At 32.7% G+C, this 23194-nt stretch carries 30 protein-coding genes; 25 read left to right on the forward strand and 5 right to left on the reverse strand.

Translation table 11 applies throughout. The annotated features are described in order from the left end of the window. Positions 1-367 precede the first annotated feature (367 nt). The 24 genes from ACTSKG_RS03000 (at position 368) to ACTSKG_RS03115 (ending at position 16844) form a co-directional block, all read left to right on the forward strand. A complete protein-coding gene (locus ACTSKG_RS03000; protein WP_464756668.1) occupies positions 368-544 on the forward strand; it encodes a hypothetical protein in 177 nt (58 codons plus the stop codon). 2 nt (positions 545-546) lie between these two features. Next, the gene (locus ACTSKG_RS03005; RefSeq protein WP_464756669.1) at positions 547-1194 is read left to right on the forward strand and encodes a hypothetical protein; all 648 of its coding nucleotides are present in this window, start codon (positions 547-549) and stop codon (positions 1192-1194) included. 167 nt (positions 1195-1361) lie between these two features. After that, the gene (locus ACTSKG_RS03010; RefSeq protein WP_464756670.1) at positions 1362-1655 is read left to right on the forward strand and encodes a hypothetical protein; all 294 of its coding nucleotides are present in this window, start codon (positions 1362-1364) and stop codon (positions 1653-1655) included. Between the two features lie 301 nt (positions 1656-1956). Further along, positions 1957-2739, forward strand: coding sequence for an aminoglycoside phosphotransferase family protein (locus ACTSKG_RS03015; RefSeq protein ID WP_464756671.1), 783 nt, complete (start codon positions 1957-1959; stop codon positions 2737-2739). A gap of 36 nt (positions 2740-2775) precedes the next feature. Further along, positions 2776-3114 (forward strand): zinc ribbon domain-containing protein, encoded by a 339-nt coding sequence (locus tag ACTSKG_RS03020; protein WP_464756672.1) that lies wholly within the window; start codon positions 2776-2778, stop codon positions 3112-3114. After that, on the forward strand, positions 3111-3683 hold the full coding sequence (locus tag ACTSKG_RS03025; RefSeq protein WP_464756673.1) for an NUDIX hydrolase: 573 nt from the start codon (positions 3111-3113) through the stop codon (positions 3681-3683). The genes ACTSKG_RS03020 and ACTSKG_RS03025 overlap by 4 nt, the downstream gene beginning before the upstream one ends. Positions 3684-3709: 26 nt before the next feature. Next, positions 3710-5257, forward strand: coding sequence for a peptidase MA family metallohydrolase (locus ACTSKG_RS03030; protein ID WP_464756674.1), 1548 nt, complete (start codon positions 3710-3712; stop codon positions 5255-5257). A 254-nt stretch (positions 5258-5511) separates the two neighbouring features. Then, positions 5512-5904 (forward strand): hypothetical protein, encoded by a 393-nt coding sequence (locus ACTSKG_RS03035; protein ID WP_464756675.1) that lies wholly within the window; start codon positions 5512-5514, stop codon positions 5902-5904. 577 nt (positions 5905-6481) lie between these two features. Beyond that, on the forward strand, positions 6482-7066 hold the full coding sequence (locus tag ACTSKG_RS03040) for a histidine phosphatase family protein (RefSeq protein WP_464756676.1): 585 nt from the start codon (positions 6482-6484) through the stop codon (positions 7064-7066). A 43-nt stretch (positions 7067-7109) separates the two neighbouring features. Beyond that, entirely contained in the window at positions 7110-7556 is a 447-nt protein-coding gene (locus ACTSKG_RS03045; RefSeq protein ID WP_464756677.1) for a hypothetical protein, read from the forward strand. Between the two features lie 163 nt (positions 7557-7719). Beyond that, positions 7720-8079: a PadR family transcriptional regulator gene (locus ACTSKG_RS03050; protein WP_464756678.1), complete on the forward strand. Its 360-nt coding sequence runs from the start codon at positions 7720-7722 to the stop codon at positions 8077-8079. Continuing rightward, positions 8066-8728 carry a hypothetical protein gene (locus ACTSKG_RS03055; RefSeq protein ID WP_464756679.1) on the forward strand — a complete coding sequence of 221 codons (663 nt, stop codon included), beginning with the start codon at positions 8066-8068 and terminating at the stop codon, positions 8726-8728. The genes ACTSKG_RS03050 and ACTSKG_RS03055 overlap by 14 nt, the downstream gene beginning before the upstream one ends. Further along, complete coding sequence (locus ACTSKG_RS03060; protein ID WP_464756680.1) at positions 8718-9269, forward strand: DUF4825 domain-containing protein; 552 nt, start codon at positions 8718-8720, stop codon at positions 9267-9269. The genes ACTSKG_RS03055 and ACTSKG_RS03060 overlap by 11 nt, the downstream gene beginning before the upstream one ends. Before the next feature lie 337 nt (positions 9270-9606). Continuing rightward, on the forward strand, positions 9607-10500 hold the full coding sequence (locus tag ACTSKG_RS03065; protein WP_464756681.1) for an alpha/beta fold hydrolase: 894 nt from the start codon (positions 9607-9609) through the stop codon (positions 10498-10500). Positions 10501-10519: 19 nt separating this feature from the next. Further along, the gene (locus tag ACTSKG_RS03070) at positions 10520-10987 is read left to right on the forward strand and encodes a GNAT family N-acetyltransferase (protein ID WP_464756682.1); all 468 of its coding nucleotides are present in this window, start codon (positions 10520-10522) and stop codon (positions 10985-10987) included. A gap of 15 nt (positions 10988-11002) precedes the next feature. Next, positions 11003-11206 (forward strand): DUF6366 family protein, encoded by a 204-nt coding sequence (locus tag ACTSKG_RS03075; RefSeq protein WP_464756683.1) that lies wholly within the window; start codon positions 11003-11005, stop codon positions 11204-11206. 60 nt (positions 11207-11266) lie between these two features. Then, positions 11267-11827: a GrpB family protein gene (locus ACTSKG_RS03080; protein WP_464756684.1), complete on the forward strand. Its 561-nt coding sequence runs from the start codon at positions 11267-11269 to the stop codon at positions 11825-11827. Between the two features lie 48 nt (positions 11828-11875). Then, positions 11876-12412, forward strand: coding sequence for a 2'-5' RNA ligase family protein (locus ACTSKG_RS03085; RefSeq protein WP_464756685.1), 537 nt, complete (start codon positions 11876-11878; stop codon positions 12410-12412). Between the two features lie 137 nt (positions 12413-12549). Next, a complete protein-coding gene (locus ACTSKG_RS03090) occupies positions 12550-13344 on the forward strand; it encodes a class I SAM-dependent methyltransferase (protein ID WP_464756686.1) in 795 nt (264 codons plus the stop codon). Between the two features lie 53 nt (positions 13345-13397). Further along, positions 13398-13880, forward strand: a complete 483-nt coding sequence (locus ACTSKG_RS03095) for an N-acetyltransferase family protein (RefSeq protein WP_464756687.1) — start codon at positions 13398-13400, stop codon at positions 13878-13880. 110 nt (positions 13881-13990) lie between these two features. Then, the gene (locus ACTSKG_RS03100; protein WP_464756688.1) at positions 13991-14518 is read left to right on the forward strand and encodes a hypothetical protein; all 528 of its coding nucleotides are present in this window, start codon (positions 13991-13993) and stop codon (positions 14516-14518) included. A gap of 318 nt (positions 14519-14836) precedes the next feature. Then, positions 14837-15511 (forward strand): AlkZ-related protein, encoded by a 675-nt coding sequence (locus ACTSKG_RS03105; protein WP_464756689.1) that lies wholly within the window; start codon positions 14837-14839, stop codon positions 15509-15511. 188 nt (positions 15512-15699) lie between these two features. Beyond that, positions 15700-16233 carry a dihydrofolate reductase family protein gene (locus ACTSKG_RS03110; RefSeq protein WP_464756690.1) on the forward strand — a complete coding sequence of 178 codons (534 nt, stop codon included), beginning with the start codon at positions 15700-15702 and terminating at the stop codon, positions 16231-16233. A gap of 107 nt (positions 16234-16340) precedes the next feature. Next, on the forward strand, positions 16341-16844 hold the full coding sequence (locus ACTSKG_RS03115) for a hypothetical protein (protein WP_464756691.1): 504 nt from the start codon (positions 16341-16343) through the stop codon (positions 16842-16844). A 246-nt stretch (positions 16845-17090) separates the two neighbouring features. Here ACTSKG_RS03115 and ACTSKG_RS03120 read toward each other — a convergent pair whose 3' ends face one another. After that, positions 17091-17609 carry a methyltransferase family protein gene (locus ACTSKG_RS03120; RefSeq protein ID WP_464756692.1) on the reverse strand — a complete coding sequence of 173 codons (519 nt, stop codon included), beginning with the start codon at positions 17607-17609 and terminating at the stop codon, positions 17091-17093. A gap of 432 nt (positions 17610-18041) precedes the next feature. Between ACTSKG_RS03120 and ACTSKG_RS03125 the strand changes: the two genes are divergently transcribed. Beyond that, complete coding sequence (locus ACTSKG_RS03125; protein ID WP_464756693.1) at positions 18042-18674, forward strand: class I SAM-dependent DNA methyltransferase; 633 nt, start codon at positions 18042-18044, stop codon at positions 18672-18674. Positions 18675-18889: 215 nt separating this feature from the next. Here the strand turns inward: ACTSKG_RS03125 and ACTSKG_RS03130 are convergent, their stop codons facing one another. The 4 genes from ACTSKG_RS03130 to ACTSKG_RS03145 form a co-directional block, all read right to left on the reverse strand. After that, entirely contained in the window at positions 18890-20152 is a 1263-nt protein-coding gene (locus ACTSKG_RS03130; RefSeq protein WP_464756694.1) for a DUF445 domain-containing protein, read from the reverse strand. A 303-nt stretch (positions 20153-20455) separates the two neighbouring features. Continuing rightward, positions 20456-21436, reverse strand: coding sequence for an ABC transporter permease subunit (locus tag ACTSKG_RS03135; protein ID WP_464756695.1), 981 nt, complete (start codon positions 21434-21436; stop codon positions 20456-20458). Continuing rightward, a complete protein-coding gene (locus ACTSKG_RS03140; RefSeq protein WP_464756696.1) occupies positions 21429-22346 on the reverse strand; it encodes an ABC transporter ATP-binding protein in 918 nt (305 codons plus the stop codon). Before ACTSKG_RS03140 ends, ACTSKG_RS03135 begins: the two co-directional genes overlap by 8 nt. Next, the gene (locus ACTSKG_RS03145; protein ID WP_464756697.1) at positions 22339-23142 is read right to left on the reverse strand and encodes an SGNH/GDSL hydrolase family protein; all 804 of its coding nucleotides are present in this window, start codon (positions 23140-23142) and stop codon (positions 22339-22341) included. The genes ACTSKG_RS03140 and ACTSKG_RS03145 overlap by 8 nt, the downstream gene beginning before the upstream one ends. Between the last annotated feature and the right edge of the window lie 52 nt (positions 23143-23194).

A 23194-nucleotide genomic window follows, 5' to 3' on the forward strand; every position in this document is an offset into this window, starting at 1 on the left:
AGCATCAAGCCGCTTCCTTCGCTTCGCTCAGTCCAGGGTCTTGATTTGCTTGCTAATCCCCTAGGAGTCGCCGCCTTCCACTTCAATCAACAGTGCAACTTAAAGACAAATTGCTTTGTCGAAATAATGAACTGGCACTTTGCTTATCCATATGGCAAGCGGAAGTAGAGAAAAATAGGTAGTGTCTACCCATAAAGAAGTGAAGATCTTCCGAAATAGTATCTTCGGAAGCTTTTAAAAGAGTAGGGAAGTATTTCTTCTCTAATAATCCAAAACAAATGCATCATGTCTTTACATATTCCAAAAGGGCGACGGACAAACATCCGCCACAAGATTATCGAGAAAATGGATTGTGAAGTGACAGCTAATGTTTCGTCCAGATAACTCAGGAATTAGTGAAGCCAGGATGCACTTAAAGGACGCTGGCGCTTTTCTTAATCCTTGGGAAATTATTCCTTGGAAAGAATTAAACGAAGAGTGGAGTGCCTATACATATCGCATTTATCGGAAAGCGTATAACAAGTTGAATACGAAGGAGGATTAATCTTGAAGAAAAAAGTTATACTAATGAATATGATAGGGGTAGCGATTATATTATTCGGCTGTGAGAATACTAATGTGAATGGTAATAATGAAACCCTAAACGAAAATCAATTAATCATAAAAGAGCAAGAAGCCCAAATAATTGAATTAAAAAAACAAAATGAAGAACTGTTAATTAACTTGGATTCTTCTCAATTAGATCTAAGAATTGCGAGAGAACAAATTGATTACTTTCAACAATTCAGTCAAGACGCATTGCATTATTTAAGTGATAAAGAATTACTTGAATTAGCGAAAAAACAATGGGATTACAGGTTGGAAGTAAACAATCAACAGGTGCCAAAGGAAGGAACAATGGAAATACAAGAAAATACTATTGAGATTTCTTTATCCCAAACACAATCTACATTTAATGCTTTACCAGGTGAAATTTTTAGTAAAGGCGCAATTAGTGGAAGATATGAAAAACATATACTAGATTTCAAGCCAACCCCAATGGAAACATATTGGACGGATGGGACAGTTGTAACTGCGATACATTATCAGTATTTTGAAGTTAAAAGCGGTACAACTATTTCCTTTTCAATTACAGATGAGTTGGCAGAAAGATTAGGATTAGACACAACCCAAATTTCCATTGTGAAAAAATAATTTTTGAATGAATAGGGGTCTTACCAATTAATTATCTTTGGAAGTTAAATATTATTAGTGCTATATATGCGTTTTTTTTATTCGTTTCTTTTGAACTTCAACTTAACTTTTATCGAATGTTGCGATTAAGTGGATGGGAAGCTAATACAATAAGTCTTATAACTGGAGTGTTACATATTATTGGATTTATATTATTAACATTTCTTGTTTATATGTTCGATAAAAAGTGGATGCACGGTAAAAAGTCAAGGTATTGGTCATCCATTCTTTGGCTTCCATATTTAATTATCTTTGTCTTTATTTTTGCAAAACTATTCCCGATAACGTATAGAGGAGATGACCCTGCACCAGCATCTGGACTTATTATTATTGGTCAGCTCATTATTTATCCGTTTTATTTGTCCTTTATTTATTTTATTAGGTATGCCATCGATGGTGTTTCTGAAGAAAAATTAGTTTAATGAGCAATCAATATTAATTAGTCGGATTGTTATAAGGTTCAACTTCTTGAATTGTATAGCCTTGAGAAAAGTATTAGTTTAAGTTGTTTACATAATTTTGGGTATTACTATCTCCGGTTTTATTCCAAATCTTCGGTGGGCCGATATAGGGAGAGGCATAACAAGAGCAATTGCCTGTTTTCATTGATTTTTGTCATTCATGATCGCAATTGTAATACGAGGGTAATCAGTTACTTTTCATGTATTTACCCAATTTATTGTGTAAAAAGCGAAATAAGAAGTACATAAAAGGAGCTTATTTATGAACAATTCAATTCACCCAGCTATTCTCGAACATTTTGAAACAATTATAGGCAAAGTGGATACTTTTTCATTCCCTAAAAGACAAGGTGCTACGTCAGAAGTAACATTTTTACAAACGGCGAATGGGTTGTTTGTTTGTAAAATTGCGAAGAAATCACCGTATAAAGACTGGCTTTTAGAGGAAGCAAAGGTAATGAAACATTGGAATGAAGAAACAAACTTACCTATTCCAACTTTCTATCAATTTGTTGGAAAAAATCAAGAGAGTTATTTACTAATGAGTCTAGAAAAAGGAACTCCACTAAGGGAAGCACTTCTGAAAGCAGAATCAGATGAAGAAAAATATGCACTTCTCGAAAGTTTCGGCGCTCTTTTAAAGCAATTGCATGAAACAATACCACCAACATCGTGTGTTACAAAAGATTCTTGGCTTGATGAACAATTGGAAAAAGCTACATATAATTTACAAAACTACGAGGTAGATGGGGATCAACCATTACTGGATAAATTAAAAAGGCATAAACCTGTCCCATTCAAACAAACGTTAATCCATGGTGATTGCACCATAGATAACGTTCTTGTTTCAAACGGAAGAGTACGCACGTTTATTGATTTAGCTGGTTCAATATATGGGGATCCTCGGTATGATATTGCATTAGCTACTCGTTCAATCATAAACAATGAAGCGCTGTTACTAGCTTTTTATAAGGGGTATGAAGGAGAAACTATCACGGAAGAGGAATTTGATTACTTCGACAGGGGATTGTATGAATTTTTTTAAAAAGTTTTTTTATAATGTTAACTTGGAGGAAATAGAATGAAATTTATTGGTCCGTTTATTTTTTTTATTGGTATAGCAGGGGTGGGCTTTTCTTTATACGATTTTTTTACTTCGAACTCATGGGAAGGACCTGATTATTTCTGGTTAGGTTTTGTAGCCATGCCTGTAATATTTGTTGGTTTTATCCTAACAGCAATTGCTTATCGGAGTAAAATAACAAAATTAGACGAAGATCTTTTAAGAGATAAAATGAGGGTTGTAGGGCAAGGATTAAAAGAGGGCCTTTCTGATTCCGGTCACTACTGTTCCAATTGTGGCCATCAAGCCGAACGAACTGCAAAGTATTGTTCGGAATGTGGGAGAGAGCTTATATGAAAATGAAGCTAAAAGAGGAAAATTTAATGAACAGTTGGAAAACACTAAATTCAAGTTACGTATACAAAACTCCATTCGGGAATTTAAGGAAAGATGATTGCGAGCTTCCTGATGGACAAAAAATAGAGAGCTATTATGTCAACGAATACGCAGACTGGGTGAATGCAATTGTTCTCACAAAAGAGAAACAGATTGTACTCGTTAAACAGTATAGATATGCAGCACAAGACTTCTTTTTAGAAATTCCAGCAGGTAAGCTTGAGGAAAATGAAGCATATGAAGAAGCTATTTTGAGAGAGGTAAGGGAAGAAACAGGATATATTACGGAGAGAAAACCTGTATTATTAGGGAAATTTTATATTAATCCAGCAACACAAACGAATAAAGTAATAACATTTCTACTATTCGAAGCCTATAAGGCATTTGAACAAGAATTAGATCCTACTGAGTTTATTGATGTACATTTGGTTGACTTAAATGAAATGGAACCGATGATTACTAATGGGGAGATCAATCAACTATTTTCTGTAAGTGCTTACTATATGGCTAAATCATTCCTTACTAAATAATGAAGGAGGCTGGAATTGGAGTTAAAATGAAAACTTTTTTGAAATTATTTGGTATATTAATTCTTTTTATCATATTATCTATTACAAGCTTCTTAGTACTATTTAATCAACCCATGAAAACAGGTATTATAGTAGGGATTGTTTTGCTTGTTCTGAACGGTATTATTTTTTTGGTAAGTATTTTTGGACTGGTGTCAGGTAAGATATTAAAATGGAAGCTCTATAATAGAATTGAAGTGGGAGGCTTACTATTAAGTAACCTTTTCTTAACTTTGTTTATTTTTCTATTTACAATTACAAATACTGCGATGGAAGACACTTTAGAAAATCCAACCTTTAGTGAAAAAAAACATCTCGTATTAAACTTATTTACGTATCAATCTAGTCAAAAAGATGTTGTAAAGGAGAAAAGACAAGGAATTACATATATGTTTCATCCGGAAAATAGAGATACAGTTGATGAGTTCGAAGCTTTGTTTTTAGAAAAGAAATCATCTATGGATGCACTTTTTGGAAGCGAACTTAAAGACCGTTTAATTATAGAAATTTATAATGATCCTACTAGATTACAAGCAAACTCCCACTTTAATGATGTTGCAGGTTATTATGATTATACTAACAAGTCTATTAATGTACTAAAAATTGATAAAGATTATAATGATAATTGGAAACAAATTCTACTACATGAATATACACATTACAGAATTCAACAGTTTTCTAAGATGAACCATCTTGCTCAAAATTCAGAACAAGTACCTGTATGGTTTAATGAAGGCGTTTGTGTATTAATAGGTTATCAGAATAGACGAATAAGTAGTGTAACCGAATTAAAAGATATTGCCGATTTTCATTTACTAGACTCGAGTGAAAGTTATCATGCAGCAAGAGAAAATTATAATCCATATCTTCAGAGCTATTTTGCAGTGAAAGCATTAGTAAATGATTATGGGACATCGATAATTCCAAAACTTCTACTTTCAAAAACAGTAGACGATTTTTATAACAATCTTGAACAAATTACTGGTAAGAATCTAAAAGAGTTTAAGCAAACCTTTTTAAATGGTCTTCAATTGAAAGAGGAAGAGATTAGCGAAAAATTTGCTCTAGTTTCAAATGCTATTTTGGATCATCGATATAATGAAGCAGAAAAATTATTAACTGAAATAAAAAACGAAGGTTTTAAAGAAGATATTGATTATGCAAATTCCCTTTTAGTAGAAATTTATTTGGAACAAGGACTGTATGAAAAAGCAATAAATTTATTAAATAATGAAATACAAGATAAAGGAAATATAAGTTACTTAGCTAATATCATGCAGTTGGCTGAGATTTATCTTTTATTTGACTCTGAAAAAGCACTGGAATATGCAGAAATTGTCGAACTAAATGCGAAGAAAGCTCCGGTATACAACATTGAAAGAGCTGTGAATTTTGCAGAAGCGCTTCGTTTAATAAATTCTGGATTTCCTGTTCCCGGTTATAAACGACTGCTTGAAGAACAGCAAATTTTTAACGCACCAATACGAAATGAACTGCTTAAAAAATTAAAAGAAGATTATCCAGGACAGTGGTAAAGAAGGGTATTCACTATTTACTGCTTGACCATCAGCTCTATTACAAATTGCGCGTATTGACTTGAATTTCTATTCAAATCTCATAAGATTAGCAGTGGATTCAAATGATTGAATTCTTCACCTGTTTGGAGAAGTACATGTCCATTTAGTACTCAATTTCTTGAAGAAAGCGGGATTTTAAAAGGAATCTGCTGTGCGCGATTTTCATTAAATTAGAAGTTAATATGTTACAATAGTTGAAAGGAGTGATGACCGTGGACAACCAAGTTTTAGAAGTGTTAGTTGAAATAAAAAAAGAAATGCAAGAAATGAAACAAGGTATGCAAGAAATGAAGCAAGATATGTTTGGAATGAAACAAGAACTGAAAGAAACAAAACAAGAACTGAAAATGGAAATACAAGAAACAAAGAACGAAATGAAAATAGAAATACAAGAAACAAATAACAAAATGAAATTAGGTTTTGAATCGGTAAATACACGACTTGATAGTATTGAAAGTAAATTAGATGGTATTGGTTACCAATTTGAGCAACAAACCGCTCATACTACAGAAACAGTTACAACAATAGAGAATAAAACAGCTTACTTATTGGAAAAATCCCAATTACACGATATTGAACTTCATAGAATTAAACAAAAAATTTAACTTCTAGCATCCTATTGGGTGCTTTTTCTTTTTCCTCAAATAAACATTTCTATAAATGAAATCTATAAGTCCTGTAAAAGCTGAAGTTAAGCTAATTTAATATGAAGAACAACCGAATCGCAAGATAAAGAGATCAAATCGAAAATAGGATGCTAGAATCGCAAGCAAAGTTATTCAAATCGGTAAGTACCTTGTTAAAATCGCAAAAATTTGTGGTTCTAAATATTAGTTGGAAAATTAGCAGGTTAAGTTGGAATATAAGAGTGTTTAGTTGGAATATAGGAGTATTTAGTTGGAAAAATAGAATAGTTAGTTGGAATAGGTTTTTTCTTACAATTTTTTCGTCGGATTTAACGTGCTTTTTATAAGAATTCAGTTGGAATTGGTGTATAATATTGGTAAAGAAATTCAACACTTTCATGGATTACTGATTGTCTTAGTTGTTTTATTCTATTCTCCTTAACTGCAATTGAAAAACTGTAATTATGTAAATCAAAACGATCGTGTTACAGAACTTCTAAAGATAAAAAGTAATGATTTTTATGCGAGTAAAGAACTAAGATAGTAGGTGTTAAACATGACTACAGTCGGCTTAATAAGGCATGGAATTACAGAATGGAATGAACTAAAAAGAGCACAAGGGATTTCTGATATTCCATTAAATAAAGTTGGTATAAAACAAGCGCAAGCATTAGCTAATAAGCTTTCAATTGAAGAGAAATGGGATGTCATTATCTCAAGTGATTTAACACGTGCAAAAGAAACTGCACAAATAATTGCAAATCATTTAAATTTGCCTCTTTGCATTTACGACCAGAGAATATGTGAGATCAATTGCGGTGAAATAGAAGGAACAACGGAAGAAGAACGACTTCAAAAGTGGGGAATCCATTGGAGAGATTTAGATTTGGGTATAGAAAAATTTGAAGAAGTAGCAAAAAGAGGATTGGAATTTTTAGAAGAAGCAGTAATTACATATAAAGATAAGAGAATATTGGTTATAAGTCATGGAGCTTTAATTGGACTAACTTTACAACGATTGCTTCCAGAATTGTTTCCAACTACATATATTGAAAATACATCCATAACCATTCTTAAAAATAACGAAAATCAGTGGGACTGTAATCTATATAATTGTACTAAACACTTAGAGGTCTATTGACCATACAAAATGACATTTGTCATCTTTAGAAGGAGGGAAAACATTGTTGGAAAGAAGTTTATCTATTAAGCAACTAAGATTGTTTACTACTATTTTAATGTTAATAGTAATATTTATAGCTGCAATTTCATTTTTTCTAGAATTTTATCCAGGTGGTTACTCACTTCAAAATGAAAATCAAGAAAAAATAACTTTAATCAAAAAAAGCTTTTTTCAAAAAGAACAATTTGAAATTGCGGTCACAACAGAAAATGAACTTAAAGTTGCCTTATTGAAACATGAGTTAAATTTTGTAAAATCATTTTGGTTTATGAATCTAATTATATTTCCAATTTTTTTACATTCATTAGCTTTGTATTACTATTTAAAATATAAACAAGTTTTCTTATTGGTTTTGACATTTTTTGTCTTACTTATTCCATTAGATACTTATGTTTTCATCCAGAGTTTGAATTTTATCGAAAAATTATTAATGGGATTAAAAAATTAGTAGAAATGCTACCTTCAATTTATAAATCAAAGTATAGTAATCCAATATAAGTCAATCAGCCAATTCGCCTTCTGGTGAGTTGGTTTTTAAATTTTACCAATTTAAACACATTACATTGACACGCATAGTAATATGTTATACATTCTAATTAGAGGTGATGATTGTGTCTGAAAATGAAGTAAGTGCCGATTTGATACGTGGAAATATCGACACAATTATTTTGCGAGTTTTAAAAAATGGAGACAATTATGGATATGAAATTATGAAAGCCATTTCTGAAGGAAGCTCAGGAGAGTACATTTTAAAAGAACCTACTCTGTATAGTAGTTTAAAAAGACTCGAAAAAGCCGGTTTTATAAAAGCGTATTGGGGAGATCAGTCTCAGGGGGGTCGAAGAAAGTATTATACACTAACTGATGAAGGTATCACTTCCTTTAATAAAAATTTGTTAGCGTGGAATAGAGCGAAAGAATTAATTGATAGGTTAGTACAAGAAAGGAGTGAGAAAAATGAAGAATGTTAGAAAACATGTTGATAAAATGTTTGCCAAATATCCTAAAACAGATGAAACGTGGGAATTAAAAGAAGAAGTAATAGGAAATTTAGAAGCAGAAATAGAGGACTTGCAAAAGAAAGACATTTCTTTTGATGAAGCGTTTCAAATTAGTATAGGTAAGATGGAGAAATTAGATGATCTAATCGATGGAATAAAACCGGTACAGATCACTAGTATTGTTATGGAATTGATGCAATGGACGCTTATCTTCACAATTATTGCATGGATTCTTACCATTCCTTTAAGTATATTCAGTTCGATAAGAGGTATTTCTTGGATACTTTTCATTATCATTATTATTATAGGTGTAATTTACTTGATTCTATATTTTAGTCGTGGGTTTCTCCCAAAACATATTGTAAACATCAATCTTTTCAAAATTCAGGCAGGGAAAAAAATTATTTGGATTATCTGGGCTTTCTTTATCGTTGTAAAATGGGGAATGGTAACTGCATTACTTTTTGCTAGTAACATATGGTTTTGGCGTCCAATTAATATTAATGGACCTTATGAATTTGCAGGAATTTGTATGATGTATGCATCTCCACTTATCTCTATTATAATTCCTCTTCTAATGAATAAATTGAAAAGGATAGTTGATACATATGAAGAATAAATTGATATTAGGATTATTTGTAGTGGGTTTTATTCCTTTCATCTGGATGCAAATGGTTTATTTTCCAGGTCAAGAAAAACTTCGAGAAGAAGATAACTTGAAGCAACTCGATCCTGAAATGCATGATTTTGAAAAAGTGATTAAATATCAAAATCTTTATATGGGGAATGCTAGTAATGATTTTAACCTATTTGGAAACTTACCACTAAAACAGCATCTTGGAACGTTTGAAATAGATTCCGATCAGTTTTTACTCATTATTAAATACGGTTCAATGGAAGGCGTGTCGGAACGTATGATACAACAGTCGGTCATTTATAATACGACTGCTGCTTTTGTCCTCATTAAAAATTTACAGCAAATTGAGATGCAATTTCCGAATAAGTCATTTATAGTTCCACGTAGTAATGTAGAAAAGTGGTTCAACAACAATCTATCTAATTTAATTGACCCCACACAATTCAAGGAGATAGTTCAAGATCCACTAAAGAAAAACAATTTAGAAGAATGGTTGGCAACTTATACAGAGAAAAGAAATTAGGATAGAGACGATTAACAAAAGGATCAAAATTTTTTGATCCTTTTGTTGTATAATTTATAAACTTATTCAACAGATAATCTAATAAGAGTCGTATGGTTTTTCCTAATGATCAGTTGGTTTGAAATGAATTTTTGGAAAAGTGGAACTTATTATATTTATAAACGTAAGTATGATATTGGTATAGTAAGGAAAGGGCAAATAAAGAAGGACTACGGAAGTTTATATTGTCGGTTACTGGCAAAGTACTATTATTATTCAAGCAAGATGGACTATGTAATTTGTCACTATAGCCACAAATACTTAGCATTTCAGACTGTTAATATAAAAAGGAGAACATATGAAACTAAAAAATGGAGAATACCACGTAGTTATCAATGGAATCAAACACTGGATAAAAGTTGAAGGGAAAGAAAATAATACGATCCCATTAGTCATTATTCATGGTGGGCCAGGAGGAAACCTATATACATTCGAAAGAACTGTCGGCCCATACCTTTCAAAAGAAAGAACAGTTGTATATTATGAACAGCGTGGATGTGGAAGAAGTGAAAAACCCATTTCGGATAATGCTTATTCTATTCACGAATTAATTGATGACTTTAAGAAAATTCTTCAGTGGTTGAATATTAATAAAGTTGATTTATTAGGCTACTCCTTTGGTGGGGAACTAGCGCTTGAATTTAGTTATGCACTTCCAACTAATATTAATAAAATAGTGCTATCTGGGCCAAGTTTAATGTCTTTAAATACTCAATATATGTTTCAAATAGCTGGTTTCGTATCAATTGCAGATACTCCCTTAGTACATAAAATAGAAGAAATACTTAGTGAAAATACTTCAATTGAAAATAAATATAAAAAAGTATGGGAGATTGTAGATAGTGATACCGTTGACCGATTATTATTTGTAAATCAGGATATTGCTAGAAAGTACCGAGAATTGGCAATGAAAAGTAATTTGCATAATACAGGGCTGATGTTAGAAGAACTAAAGAGAAATCCTGTAGATATATCTTTATTTGAAAGACTTCAATATATTCCACATAAAACATTACTTATTACTGGAGTTCAAGATCGAAATACGGGGATACCTATATCTAATCTTATTAATAGAAATCTAGCAAACAGTGAATGGATATTGTTTAATGATAGTGCTCATTTTCCGGAATTAGAGGAAAAGGAAAAATTTGTTGGAGACGTATTGAATTTCTTGAAAATTCATTATGCATAACAGAAAAGAGGGGGAAATAATGAATATTAGGCTCGCTGAAAGAAAAGATATTAACCAGTTAATTCAAATGAGATGGGATTTCACATTGGAATACAATCAAAGTAAACTTTTCAATGAGAGTGATTTCAAAGCATTTAAATTAGAGTGTGAAGACTTTTTAGACAAGGCTCTTAATAGTGAAACCTGGTTTATTTGGGTTGCAGAGGAAAACTCAAATATTGTATCTCATATCTACATAGAATTAATACAAAAAGTACCGCGTCCTGGTAGGGTAACTTATCCTTTTGCATATATGACTAATGTCTATACAGTCAAGGAATTTAGGAATAAAGGAATTGGTAGTAAATTAATTACAACAATTAACGAATGGGTAGAAAGCGAGAAATATGAATTTATCATCGTTTGGCCAAGTGATGATAGCATTGATTACTATAAAAAGAATGGATATATGCATTGTAAAGAACCTATGGAGTTTTTTCCTACATAAAAAGGATGTGTTCAGATGAATACAGAAAAGGAAACACCTGAAAATAGAAGAGAAAGATTAAGACTAGAAGAATTGAAAAGGAATCCAACCGGGAATTTAAATGATGCTTTTAATCGAACAGGTACTGGTAGTTTTACGGATATGGGATGGAAAAGTACTGGAGTTCTTATTCTTGTATTAATAGTCGGTTTTATTATTGTATCAATTTTTTTTAAATGATGTGGGATTCCAAGAATTTTACAAATACTGATAACAGAAAAGTTTATGGAGGAAACGAAAATGGATCTTAATGAGCATGAAAATCCCTCTGGAATAATAATCGTATCATACAAAGAACAATGGAGAAGTGAATTTCTTTTACTAAAACAAATATTGAGTGAAATTCTTGGCGAATTAATGATTGAAGTAGAGCATGTTGGAAGTACCTCAGTTAGAGGTTTAGCTGCTAAACCAATTATTGATTTAGATATAGTCATAGATAATAACAGTAAGTTTGGAATTGTCTCTCAAAAACTTTTTGATATAGGATATTTACATGAAGGTAATTTAGGTATTGAGGGGAGAGAAGCCTTCGCTCGAAAAGATGAGTTTGTTCCTTGGAGGGACGATCAAAAACAATGGGTAGAACATCATTTATATGTATGTACAAAGGATAATGAAGAATTGCGAAGACATCTCAAATTTCGTAACTACTTAAGAGAACATCCTGAGGTCACAAGGGAATATGAACAATTAAAAATATTATTAGCAAAGAAATCGAAATCTCGTTTGGAATATACGGAAGCGAAAAGCGAATTTATTCATAGAATTTTAGAATTAGCAGATAGATCGGCTCTTTAAAAGACATGGAATCTTCCTAAGAGAATAAGAATAGATGGTGATAAAAAAATGTACGGAGTAATTGCTTTATTTGATGGTGAAACGGAGCAGATGATTAAAGAGATCTGGAAAGAGTTAAAGGAAAAGTCGATTAGTAATTATGCATATGAAGTAGAAGATAGAAGACCCCACATCACTTTAGCCAGCTACAATCATATCGACATAAAGACGTTTATGAAACAGATGGATGAATTTTATGAAGATAAAGAAGCTGTCGATATTACTTTTAGTACAATTGGTTCGTTTTTAAATTCGGGGACATTGTTTTTTTCGCCAATAGTTACGAATAAATTATTTGAACTCCACGCCAATCATCATCGGAATTTTAATATACATAATGATAATCCTAATTCGTTATATTTACCGAATAGTTGGATACCTCATTGTACTTTAGCAAATAGATTGTCCTCAGAAAAATTATTAGAAGCATTTAATTACTGTTCCAACACATTCGACACGATTTTTGGAAAGATAATTGAAGTTGCAATAATAGATGTAACTAAGCCCACCGTTGCTCCTATTATTTATTCAAGGGAATTAACATAAGAGTTGAATGAAGAAGATTGGGAGAGATATTTAATGATAAAAAGTGTATTTAAAGATTTTATATATCACAGATATTCGAGTGATTTAACAAATAGTGGGAAAATCTTTTAGATAAAGACTTAGGAGGAAATTATTAATTGATAAATTACGGTGAGGATTTATTTAAAGGTTCAGCATTATATTATTCACGTCATAGGCCATTATATTCTGCTTCTTTAATAAGATTTTTAATAAGTAGGTTTTCTTTAGATGGAAAGGGTAAAATGCTAGATTTAGGTTGTGGTGATGGAAGATTAGCTTTAAGGTTTTCGGATTGGTTTGAAAAAATAGTTGGAGTTGACTTGGAATCTGAGATGATTCAAGTAGCACAAAATCTTAGCAAAGAATATAGAGTTGAAAATGCGGATTGGTTTATTGGGGATGTTGAAAAATATAAAAGCCTATCCAACGAAGATTTCAGATTGGTGACTATTGCCAAGGCTTTTCATTGGATGGATAGACCTCTCGTTCTAGATCATTTATATGAAATAATTTCTGATGGAGGGGGTATAGCTATTATAGACAATTTTTCTCCAAATGGAGTTCACGTAGCGTGGCAAGAGAAAGTGAAAGATGTAGTAAACCATTGGTACGGAAATAAAAGAAGAGCAGGTAATACGATTTATTCCCATCCGGAAATTACACACCAAGAAATAATAGCTAACTCAAAGTTCAAATTAGAAGTTCATCAAATGCCACCATATGTACAGTTATGGACAATCGATTCTATTATCGGGAATCACTATTCAACTTCTTTTGGTTCTAAACGATTTCTTGGAGAAAATGCGAATTCATTTGAAGAGCATTTAAAAGAAGAACTATTGAACATTAATCCAACTGGCGTGTTTACAGAAGAAATTAATACATCGGTTAAACTGGCACTAAAGGATTAGAAAAAACTGCGCCTAAAAATAATAAAAAACAGTGAATTCAAGGGGGGATGAAATTGTTTGAAATAAGATACATAAATGAGAATGAAAAGAGTTTTCTAATGGACATGCTTTACGAGTCAATTCACATAGAGATAGAGAAAAAACCACCCCTAGATGAACTTCTTTATACAGATGAGTTGAAGAAATACCACCAAAACTGGGGTCGAAAAGGTGACAAAGCGTTAATAGCGGTTGATAATACAGGAACTCCTGTAGGTGCAGTATGGTATAGATTATTTAGCAGTGAAGAACGTGGGTATGGCTATGTGAACGATGATACACCTGAGTTAGGAATTGCTATTAAAAAAGAAGTAAGGAGAAAAGGTCTTGGCACTCAACTAATGCATTCAATAATAGATGAAGCAAAAAATAATAGCTTTAAAGCATTATCATTAAGTGTAGATGCTGATAATACGAATGCTATAAATCTGTACCGTAGTTTAGGTTTTGTTGAGCTTGGAAGAGAAGAAACTTCAATCATTATGGTATTAAAATAAGGAATTTGTATTAATCAAATATTATTCTATGTGGAGAGTGATTTACGTTAAATTTTGATGTGCTTTGGGATTACAATCATCCTGAAGAAACCTAGCAGAAATTTATCAGTTTGCTAAAGCAAGCAGAGGACTCAGGAAACATTGGCTACTTAGTGGAACTTTTGACTCAAATAGCACGTTCTCAGGGATTACAGTCAAAATATGAAATAGCGTATGAGACGCTTGAACGTGCAGAGAGTTTATTAAACAAAGATTTAAGTGTAGCTAGAATTAGATATTTTCTAGAAAGATGTAGAGTTTTTAATTCCTCATCTCGACGTCTGGACGCTATTCCGTTTTTCCTCCACGCACGGGAATTGGGAATCCAATCTGGTGAGGATGATTATGCTGTTGATGCAGCTCACATGTTGGGAATTGCTGAAGCAACTTCCGAGAAACGAATGGAATGGAATATGAAGTCGCTAGAGTATGCCGAAAATCATCCTAAAGCCAGCCGTTGGTTAGGTTCGTTATATAATAACATCGGCTGGGCGAAGGGAGAAAGTGGAAATTTGGAAGAAGCACTTGTATTATTCAAGCGAGCGTTGGAATTCCGTATAGAGCAAGGTAACTCAAATTCGGTGTTTATTGCAAAATAGTGTGTAGTACCGATTACTTTGAACATGATGGAGGATTTCCAGGTGTAAGTAATAGATTACAATAACAAGAGAAGTAAGAAAAATAATCTCGGAGCAAAAAGTAGAAGGTTTTTAATGGATAGTAGTAATAATTGTGGAAAGAGCTACTTACCGATAAGTAGCTTTTTTTCAACTAAAAGTAGGTTTAGTAGATGAACAATGAGATATGAAACAGTTTTTTTCTTGAAATCTATCGGGGGAGGTTAGTTCAAGAAGGAAAAACTAATTTAAATATAGAAATTAGTCCATATGTCTATTTTTAAAAAAGGAGATAACAAATTGATTGAATATAAAGTAAAAACATATGAGGAAGCCTTAGATGTAATAGAAGAGATTGGTTTACTTCCCCTTGCCCCTTTAATACCCGATTTTCCTTCTTTAAATACTATTACTTTAGCAAAGTATTGGCATTCTGAATCAGAGTTTGATCCATGGATTTGGAGGACAAAATTTTCAACAGACGGGGTTGCGGCATACGGTAAATTCATCAAGAAAAAATCGGTATTGGTTTCGCGCCAGCTTCTCCCATATGTAAAGAAGGTTTTAGGATATACAGAGTCTATTGAAGAACGATATTTTAATGGAAACGTTTCAAAAGAGGCTTTTGGTATATACAAAATTATTAGCCAAGAGGAAGGGATAGACACAAGGTCATTAAGAATGATGGCAGGACTAAAGGAAAAAGACAAAAAAAGGATATTTGAGAACGCTTTATTAGAATTACAAGGAACAATGGATATTGTAATTTCAGGCATTCATGAGAAAAGAAATGCAGAAAGTGAAAAGAAAGGATGGAGCAGTACAGCTTTTGAAACATATGACTCATGGGCTAATAGAAATAGAATTGAGTCCATTAATATTGACAAAGAAGATGCAAGAAAATATCTTATATCCTTTTTTTCAAATGTTTGTAGTAATGACTCAAGAAAGAAACTTGAAAAAATATTCGTATAATTAAAGAAAATAATGTATCAGTCTTCCTCTCCCAAGAGTAGTGAAAGTATTGAATCTATTACCTTGGATTCTCTGTGATGAAGGGCTGATTTTGCTCTTCATCGATGGGATCAAGTAAGGTTAGTTGTAAAGTGCTTTAATTATTGTTATATTACAAACGAACATACATTCTTTTTAGGGGGTTAATTATGAGTAAAAAACGTAAATTGGTATTGTATATTGCAAAAAGTATAGATGGATACATAGCTACTAAAGATGAGTCATTAGAATGGTTATTTAATGTTGAAGGTGAAGGTGATAATGGATATTCAGATTTTTATGAGACAGTAGATACAGTTTTAATTGGAAAAAAAACTTACGATTGGATTGCAAAACATGATGCAGGTGAATTCCCATATAAAAATAAAGAATGTTACGTTTTCACAAGGACTTCAATTAAGGATACCGAAGATGTCAAATTTGTTAATGATGATATAGTTAGTCTTATTAATAAATTGAAAAATCAAGAAGGAAGAAACATTTGGATTGTTGGTGGAGGAGAATTGTTACAATATTTTGTAAAAGAAAAATTAGTTGATGAAATTATCTTAACAGTTGCTCCAACAATAATAGGAAAAGGAATTCCATTATTTAAAGAAGGAGATTATCAATTAGACCTCTCATTAAAAGGAACAAGGATTTTCAATCAGTTTGTAGAACTACATTATGTAGTTAAAAATTAATTATCTTCTTCAACCAATAAGGTGAAAACTGTTGATCCCTCAATGATTATAGAGGGAGTTTATTATAATAAAAATAATTGTCTTACTTTTTCAGGGGGAGTGATTAGTTGAAAAAATTAGGGATACTTATTTTTATCTTGTTGTTTGTTGTAGGCTGCTCGGATGAAGATGAAAAAAATCAAATAGTTATCAAATACGAGAGCCAGATCAAAGAACAGCAAAAGGAAATTGGGGAATTGAAACAAGAAATTGAAGCACTTAACTTCATTCCGGACGTAAATTATAGATCGTCTTTACAGGAAGCTGATCGCGAAGCACGGAAAATACTGCGTTATATTTCAGAAGGTAAATTTGAAGAGTTAAAGAAGGAATTTGATGTTGAATTTGAAGTAAAGGAAGATGCAGTAGATTTTGGTGTACCAGAATCCAATACACCATTTCCTATCGAATTGACTGGAAATTTTATGTACATCGCCAACTTTATTAAACAACCGGGTGGGATGGAGATAAGTTATTTTATTGATGATCCAAAGAATGAAAGATCACAATTAATTCATATGTCTTTTGATATAGACATGGAATTTAAATTTATTTATATAGGAGATGCCTAAATAAAGTCTCTCCGGTCTGGTATATCGCGTATTATTTCATCCTCTGTAGTAGATAAAGATCTTGGCTATATGAATTGATAACCCTACTCAAGCAGTAGAAGATTTCGGTTTAAGAATAAAATACAATTAAGGCTATGTTTAAGAATAATATTTATTATTTTTAAGGAATTAAGTATGGACTACTTAATGAATATTATTTGAAGTTGAGAAATCAACACTTGAATATCAAGTTTATACAACACAAATCTAAAAATAACGTCTCACGCTATTCATATATTTTATATACTCTTCGCCAAATTTATTGATACACCATCTTTCCTCTGAAAGAATAATCCAATGAGCTGAAATTTGGAAAACTATTAATAACCCAAGTAATATCCATGAATGAGTAAGCAATGCACAACCCATGAAGTAAATGAAATATGAAACATACATAGGGTTTCGGGATATTCGATATAACCCGTTTACATTTATCCCATTCATTTTAGGATGAGCATAATTTACTGTAGATACCGTATATAGAACAATTCCTAAAATATAGATTATCAGCCCAATATAAAACAGAACAGAGTCTGTTCTAATTTTGAGTAGTATTAAAAATAATAGAATAACGGCGGTCGTAATTTGATAAATCCAGTAAGCTACTTTTTCTTTTTTCGATAATGGAGCAAAGAAACCTGCACGTTTAGACCCCTCTTTACTTATCGCACTTAATATACCATGCCTAATAAGTAAAATTGGTATAACTGTTAAAATTGCATTCATTCTATCCCACCTTTTAGGTCTTAAATTTATTGCTACATTATTTATTTTACGGATAATACAAAAAATGTAGAAGTACATTTACTTTGTAAAAATGTATTCGTATCCCTTAAAGCTATCTATTTCCAAATTATCGGAGTAGAAAATGATTAATGGGATAGTCTGTATTTCTCACTGAAGCAAGATTCCTTGGTATTTCATTGATCATTTTGATCAATACCTATTTTTATTGAAGCCACAATAGAATACCATATTGTGAATTTATAGAAATTTCTATATAATCAATTTAACAATGAAAGGTGGGGTTTTTATGGAAAAAATCACTTTTAATAACCTTAATTATATCGTAAAAAAAGAAAAGGAAACGGCTATCAAGTAATCATTAAAATAATTTAGATGCTCGATAGCCTTATTAGAACAATAGGGGGAGCATTCATGCTAAATCAAAAAGGATTTAATTTATGGGCGGATGGTTATGATAAAACTGTTCAGCTGAGTGAAGAAAACAATCAATATCCGTTTGCAGGTTATAAAACAATTCTAAATACAATTTTTAACGAAATAATGCAAAAAAACGAATCGTCCGTTTTAGATATTGGCTTTGGGACAGGTGTTTTAACATCAAAACTTTACGAAAATGATCATCAAATTGATGGGTTAGATTTTTCATCTAAAATGATTAAAATTGCACAATCTAAAATGCCGCAAGCTAATTTAGACGAGTGGGACTTATCTCGTGGATTGCCAGCTACAATCAAAAACAAAAAGTATGACGCAATCGTGAGTACTTACGTTTTACACCATCTTACAGATGAAAAGAAGGTTGAGCTAATTGAAGAATTGCTAACTTTACTTACTGAAGACGGCAACATCTATATTGGGGATATAGCTTTCGAAACGAGGGTACAGTTAGAATCTTGTCGATTAAATAGTTTAAATTATTGGGATGATGAGGAATTTTATTTTGTTAATGAGGAGTTAAATTTTATGCTAAAGAATTTGAGTAAAAGCGTGTTCTACCCAATATCACATTGTGGTGGAGTGTTTATTATTTCAAAAAGAGTTTAAGAGAAAAAAACTGGCGTTCCTACTATAATAGGGACGCCTTTATATTAGGAAACTCAATATTTAATAAACCAGTTCTCTTTCTTGTATTGGAACTCTTCGTTAATACTGTTTAAAAACGCAACTAACTCACTTAATGTATAAAGATTTTGAACTTTTTTATGTTTAGGTGTTTATGGTACGGAAAGAAGGATTGGTGCTTTATTCGGGGGCAGAATTTATCCTGTGAGTAGTTTGATTCCAGTTAAGGCAAGTCCAATTAAGGCACCGCATAATGCCCCATTTACACGGATCCAAGTGATGTCGTTTCCAATCTTGTTTTCAAGCAACACTGTAATTTCATCGTTTGTCATCTTATCCAAATTATCTTTCACTAATTGCCCGATTTTTTGGTGATTTTGTTCGATAATATCGAGAATTTCTTCCTTTATCCACGCATCTAATCTCGATAGTGCGGTCGGATGTTCTTTCAATTTGACAATTCCTTTTTTAATAATTGGCGAGAGTATGTCATCTATGAAATTTTCTTGTCGAACGTATTCCAACAAAAGGTTTTGAATTTGATTTTTTAGAGTTTCAAATAATGGCTTCATGTCATATTTATTTATTGTACTCTGCTTAAGTGTATCGATTTGTTGAATAACGGATTCGTTGTTTTTAACTTTCTCCATTTCGTTTTGAATAAAACCAATGATTTTTTTTCGGTTTTCACTGGTATCGCTATTTAAGTCTTCTAGAAATTCCGTGATCGTAACATCGATGATTTCTGCCACTTTTCCACTAGCCATAGACATCAAAGATTTTAAGGCGATTCCAAAAATTTTATTTTCTGAATTTTTTTCAATTGCGTTTGTGATCATTTTAGTAATCTCATCTTTTGTATTTTGGTCAGACAATTTACTATCTACCATTTTAAGGGTCATTGTATATAATTTTTCATCCATTTGATTTTCTAATGCTTTATCAATGGCTATTTGAATCACGTATTCTGTTTTGATGTTACTCATAAGTTTTTTTGCACACATCTCAAATTGAGGCTTGAATGGGTTTAAATCGAAATTACTAGCTAGATAAATAGTGGCTTTTTGAAGTTGCTTTTTCATCTCATTACTTTGAAGTTCCGTTTCTATTTTGTCTATTAGCAATTGTGCAATTTGGATGTTGTTAATTTTATTAATAATACTTTCTTTCGTGAGCCATTCATTTTCTAATACGTGTAAAATTGTTTGAATGATCCGTTCACGGTTTTTAGGTAAGAGTGCTGTGTGAGGGATCTTTATATTGAGTGGGTGTCGAAATAACGCAGTTACTGCAAACCAATCGGCTAAGCCCCCTATAAGACCTGCTTCAAATCCTCCTTGCAACAACTTTCCCGTTTTGGAATCGTTTATTGGCAGGGTAGCCAAGAATCCCATACCCATTATGCCGAGTGACCAATTCGCAATTTTTTTAGAATTTGCTTTTCTCTCTATTTTAGTCAATTGTTGTCACTCTCCTCTGAAAAATAAGTTATATCCATTATAGGTCTTCCTATTCTGTAAGAAAAGAAATGTCTTTTTAAAAAATTGCTGATCAGCCCGAGGTAAAACAACACCAGATCTTTATGATGGGTGTGGTCTTTTTTAAAATTGGGATGTTTTAACAAGCAGAAGAGGAGGGGATGTGAAAATCCCCTCCTTAATTTCATTTAATGCATATAAATAAGTCTGTTTACTTTTTATTTCTTAAGCATTCACACACTTTTTTAGTTTGTAGATTCCAATTAAAGACTTACTAAACTGAAATTAGTACACATCTCTTTTCGTAAAAGTAATAAAGGCAATAAGAAGTGCTGTGATTCCCCATATTGTAAGGATTGTCATCGAAAAGCCCAGGTTCATTCCTTGTATGGGGGGAGCACCTCCACTGATATAATTCGTGATTCGAAGATTGACCATAAATAGATATTTTGCCGATTCCCAAGATGAGACCATATTGGCTAAAATGGGACCCGAGATAAGAGTTGCCAGCATAACGCCAGTCACAGCTGCCGTACTGCGTATTAAGACAGAAAGCATCAGCGTAATTGATCCGACAATGATTCCAACAAACCAAGTAAGACCCAATTCCATCAGAAGGTATTGCCATTGGCCAATTACGTGAACGTACGTTGTGACGAGGTCATCTCCATTTGTTGAAAATCCGGTCAGAATAGGCATCGTCCAACCGGAATATCCGAAGACAATTCCCGATATGAGATATGACAATGAACCAAGGGACAACACGATAAAGGAAACAGAAAGAATCATGGTAAGAAACTTGCTCAGTAAAATCCGCGACCTTTTAACCGGTCTCGTCAGGAGCATTTTAATTGTCCCACCGCTTAATTCGGAGGAAACTAAATCACCAACGACGACGACAACCATCAGCGGCAACAATAGGTCAATAGAGTTTTCCAAAAATATGCGCATGAAGGTAGGGGCTCCTGGTGCAGAGGGATCGATATCATGTTCCAAATAATATTCCTGCTGGCTGACTCTAATAAGTAAATATTTACGGAAATCATCTGGAATCGTACTAGATGCAAGGCGGTTTTGTGTATTCACAATGTCCTGTTGCAATTGCGTTCTCCAGTCGGTAGTGCCCAATCGTTCTTGTAAAGATTTCACTTCTTTCATTTGAGCGTAAGTAAACAATGCAACAAGAACCGCCACAATAGCGACAATGACGTATAGACGCTTTTTACGAACAAGCTTGATGAGTTCATTCTGTACTAAATTAATCAATCGTTTCACCTCCAGTTAACTCGATAAATAAATCCTCAAGCGTTGGAAGTTTTGTTTGGATTCCACTTACTTTAACACCTTCGCGAACCAATCTTTCATTAATGAACGAGAGTCTTTGCTCATCATAAAGAGTAATTAACAATCCATCCTGCTCAGACAATATGGTTGTTTCTTCTGATAAAATTCTTCTGCCTTCTGCTATCGGATGAAGCTTCCAAGATACTCGCTCCTGTTCGGCAAGTATATGTGCAACTGAATCAATCTTAATGATTTCTCCTTTTGAAATAATCGCTACTCGATCGCACATAAGTTGGATTTCACTGAGTAAATGGGAGGAGATAAGAATGCTTATTTGATCTTTCTCTGCCAACATCCGAATAAATTCACGCATTTCCCTTATTCCTACGGGATCGAGACCGTTTGTAGGTTCATCAAGAATGAGAACTTTGGGTTTTCCCAATAAGGCTTGGGCAATTCCAAGTCGCTGACGCATTCCTAAAGAATAGGTTTTAACTAGATCGTGAATTCGGTTTTGAAGTCCGACTTGGGCAATGACTTCATGTATACGATATTCATTGATTTCTGGAACCATTCGAGCAAACTGCTGCATATTTTCCCAGCCCGATAAATAAGGATAAAGTTCAGGATTTTCCACGATACATCCAAGATTTTTTATGGCATTAGAAAAATCTCCCTCTAAATTGTAGCCACAAATGGAAATCATCCCTGACGTTGGTTTAATCAAACCAACAAGCATGCGAATTGTGGTTGTTTTACCTGCTCCATTCGGACCCAGAAATCCAAAAACCTCCCCTTGCTTCAATTCGAATGTAATATTTTTAATGATATCTTTTTTCCCGATTGTTTTTTTAAGATTTTTAACAAATAAAGTAGACTGAGTGCTATTCATTTTGATTATTCTCCTTCTCAAAGGTAATGAGAGTTGCAACACGATTTCCGATTAATTGGTACCCATTACTGTTTGGATGGAATTTATCACTGGATAAATTATCATTTACATTCATTTCAAATAAGTCAAAAGTTGGCACCACCACAATTTTTTTATAAGAAGCTGCCAACTCTGCAGTATCGAAATTCCATCTGCGAACAGCCTTGGAAGTATTTTCGGAATTGGGTAATTCGATGAAAGGATTGTAAATTCCAACGTGGAAAACGGGTGCTTGTGGATTAATTTCTCTTATGGTGTCATAGATTTTTTTCAAATTGCCTAAATAGTTTTTTTCAAGTGAATTAATAACTGACTGATCAAGATTAGAGAGCGTATTGCCTCCTTGAAATAAATCATTCGCACCAATGGTCATAACAATCAGATTGGAATCACGTAATTGTCTTTGAATTTCTGTTTTTTCAAGCTGGTTTAAAAGTTGTTGGGAAGTAAGGCCCTTTATTGCTAAATTCGATAATTGCACTTTTTGTTTCGTTTTTGATTTCAAATCGACCAACATGTATTGAACATATCCTTTTCCAGTTGAATCTCCAGTTCCACGTGTTAATGAATCCCCTAGGGCAACGATTGAGATGCCCTTTGTTTGAGCTGGGTTTAACGAAATGGCAGTTGAAGTTGGTTCAGATGGAGGAGGGTTCTTGAAAAATTGATCATTTATCGTTAAAAATAAACCTCCAACCCACATGATAGTTGCAACTATTGATAGAATCGTAATGATTTTGACCATATTTATTTTCACGGTATCATCCTCTTTATTGTTAAGTAAGTTAAAGGTACTGAATAATGTTTGG

It is taken from the genome of Psychrobacillus syltrankelensis (genome assembly GCF_055454035.1).

Excerpts from the sequence above, each read along its gene's own strand:
- ACTSKG_RS03000 (WP_464756668.1), top strand. The coding sequence starts at position 368 with ATGTTTCGTCCAGATAACTCAGGAATTAGTGAAGCCAGGATGCACTTA.
- ACTSKG_RS03015 (WP_464756671.1), top strand. The coding sequence starts at position 1,957 with ATGAACAATTCAATTCACCCAGCTATTCTCGAACATTTTGAAACAATT.
- ACTSKG_RS03020 (WP_464756672.1), top strand. The coding sequence starts at position 2,776 with ATGAAATTTATTGGTCCGTTTATTTTTTTTATTGGTATAGCAGGGGTG.
- ACTSKG_RS03025 (WP_464756673.1), top strand. The coding sequence starts at position 3,111 with ATGAAAATGAAGCTAAAAGAGGAAAATTTAATGAACAGTTGGAAAACA.
- ACTSKG_RS03030 (WP_464756674.1), top strand. The coding sequence starts at position 3,710 with ATGAAAACTTTTTTGAAATTATTTGGTATATTAATTCTTTTTATCATA.
- ACTSKG_RS03040 (WP_464756676.1), top strand. The coding sequence starts at position 6,482 with ATGACTACAGTCGGCTTAATAAGGCATGGAATTACAGAATGGAATGAA.
- ACTSKG_RS03055 (WP_464756679.1), top strand. The coding sequence starts at position 8,066 with ATGAAGAATGTTAGAAAACATGTTGATAAAATGTTTGCCAAATATCCT.
- ACTSKG_RS03060 (WP_464756680.1), top strand. The coding sequence starts at position 8,718 with ATGAAGAATAAATTGATATTAGGATTATTTGTAGTGGGTTTTATTCCT.
- ACTSKG_RS03065 (WP_464756681.1), top strand. The coding sequence starts at position 9,607 with ATGAAACTAAAAAATGGAGAATACCACGTAGTTATCAATGGAATCAAA.
- ACTSKG_RS03070 (WP_464756682.1), top strand. The coding sequence starts at position 10,520 with ATGAATATTAGGCTCGCTGAAAGAAAAGATATTAACCAGTTAATTCAA.
- ACTSKG_RS03075 (WP_464756683.1), top strand. The coding sequence starts at position 11,003 with ATGAATACAGAAAAGGAAACACCTGAAAATAGAAGAGAAAGATTAAGA.
- ACTSKG_RS03080 (WP_464756684.1), top strand. The coding sequence starts at position 11,267 with ATGGATCTTAATGAGCATGAAAATCCCTCTGGAATAATAATCGTATCA.
- ACTSKG_RS03085 (WP_464756685.1), top strand. The coding sequence starts at position 11,876 with ATGTACGGAGTAATTGCTTTATTTGATGGTGAAACGGAGCAGATGATT.
- ACTSKG_RS03110 (WP_464756690.1), top strand. The coding sequence starts at position 15,700 with ATGAGTAAAAAACGTAAATTGGTATTGTATATTGCAAAAAGTATAGAT.
- ACTSKG_RS03120 (WP_464756692.1), bottom strand. The coding sequence starts at position 17,609 with ATGAATGCAATTTTAACAGTTATACCAATTTTACTTATTAGGCATGGT.
- ACTSKG_RS03125 (WP_464756693.1), top strand. The coding sequence starts at position 18,042 with ATGCTAAATCAAAAAGGATTTAATTTATGGGCGGATGGTTATGATAAA.
- ACTSKG_RS03140 (WP_464756696.1), bottom strand. The coding sequence starts at position 22,346 with ATGAATAGCACTCAGTCTACTTTATTTGTTAAAAATCTTAAAAAAACA.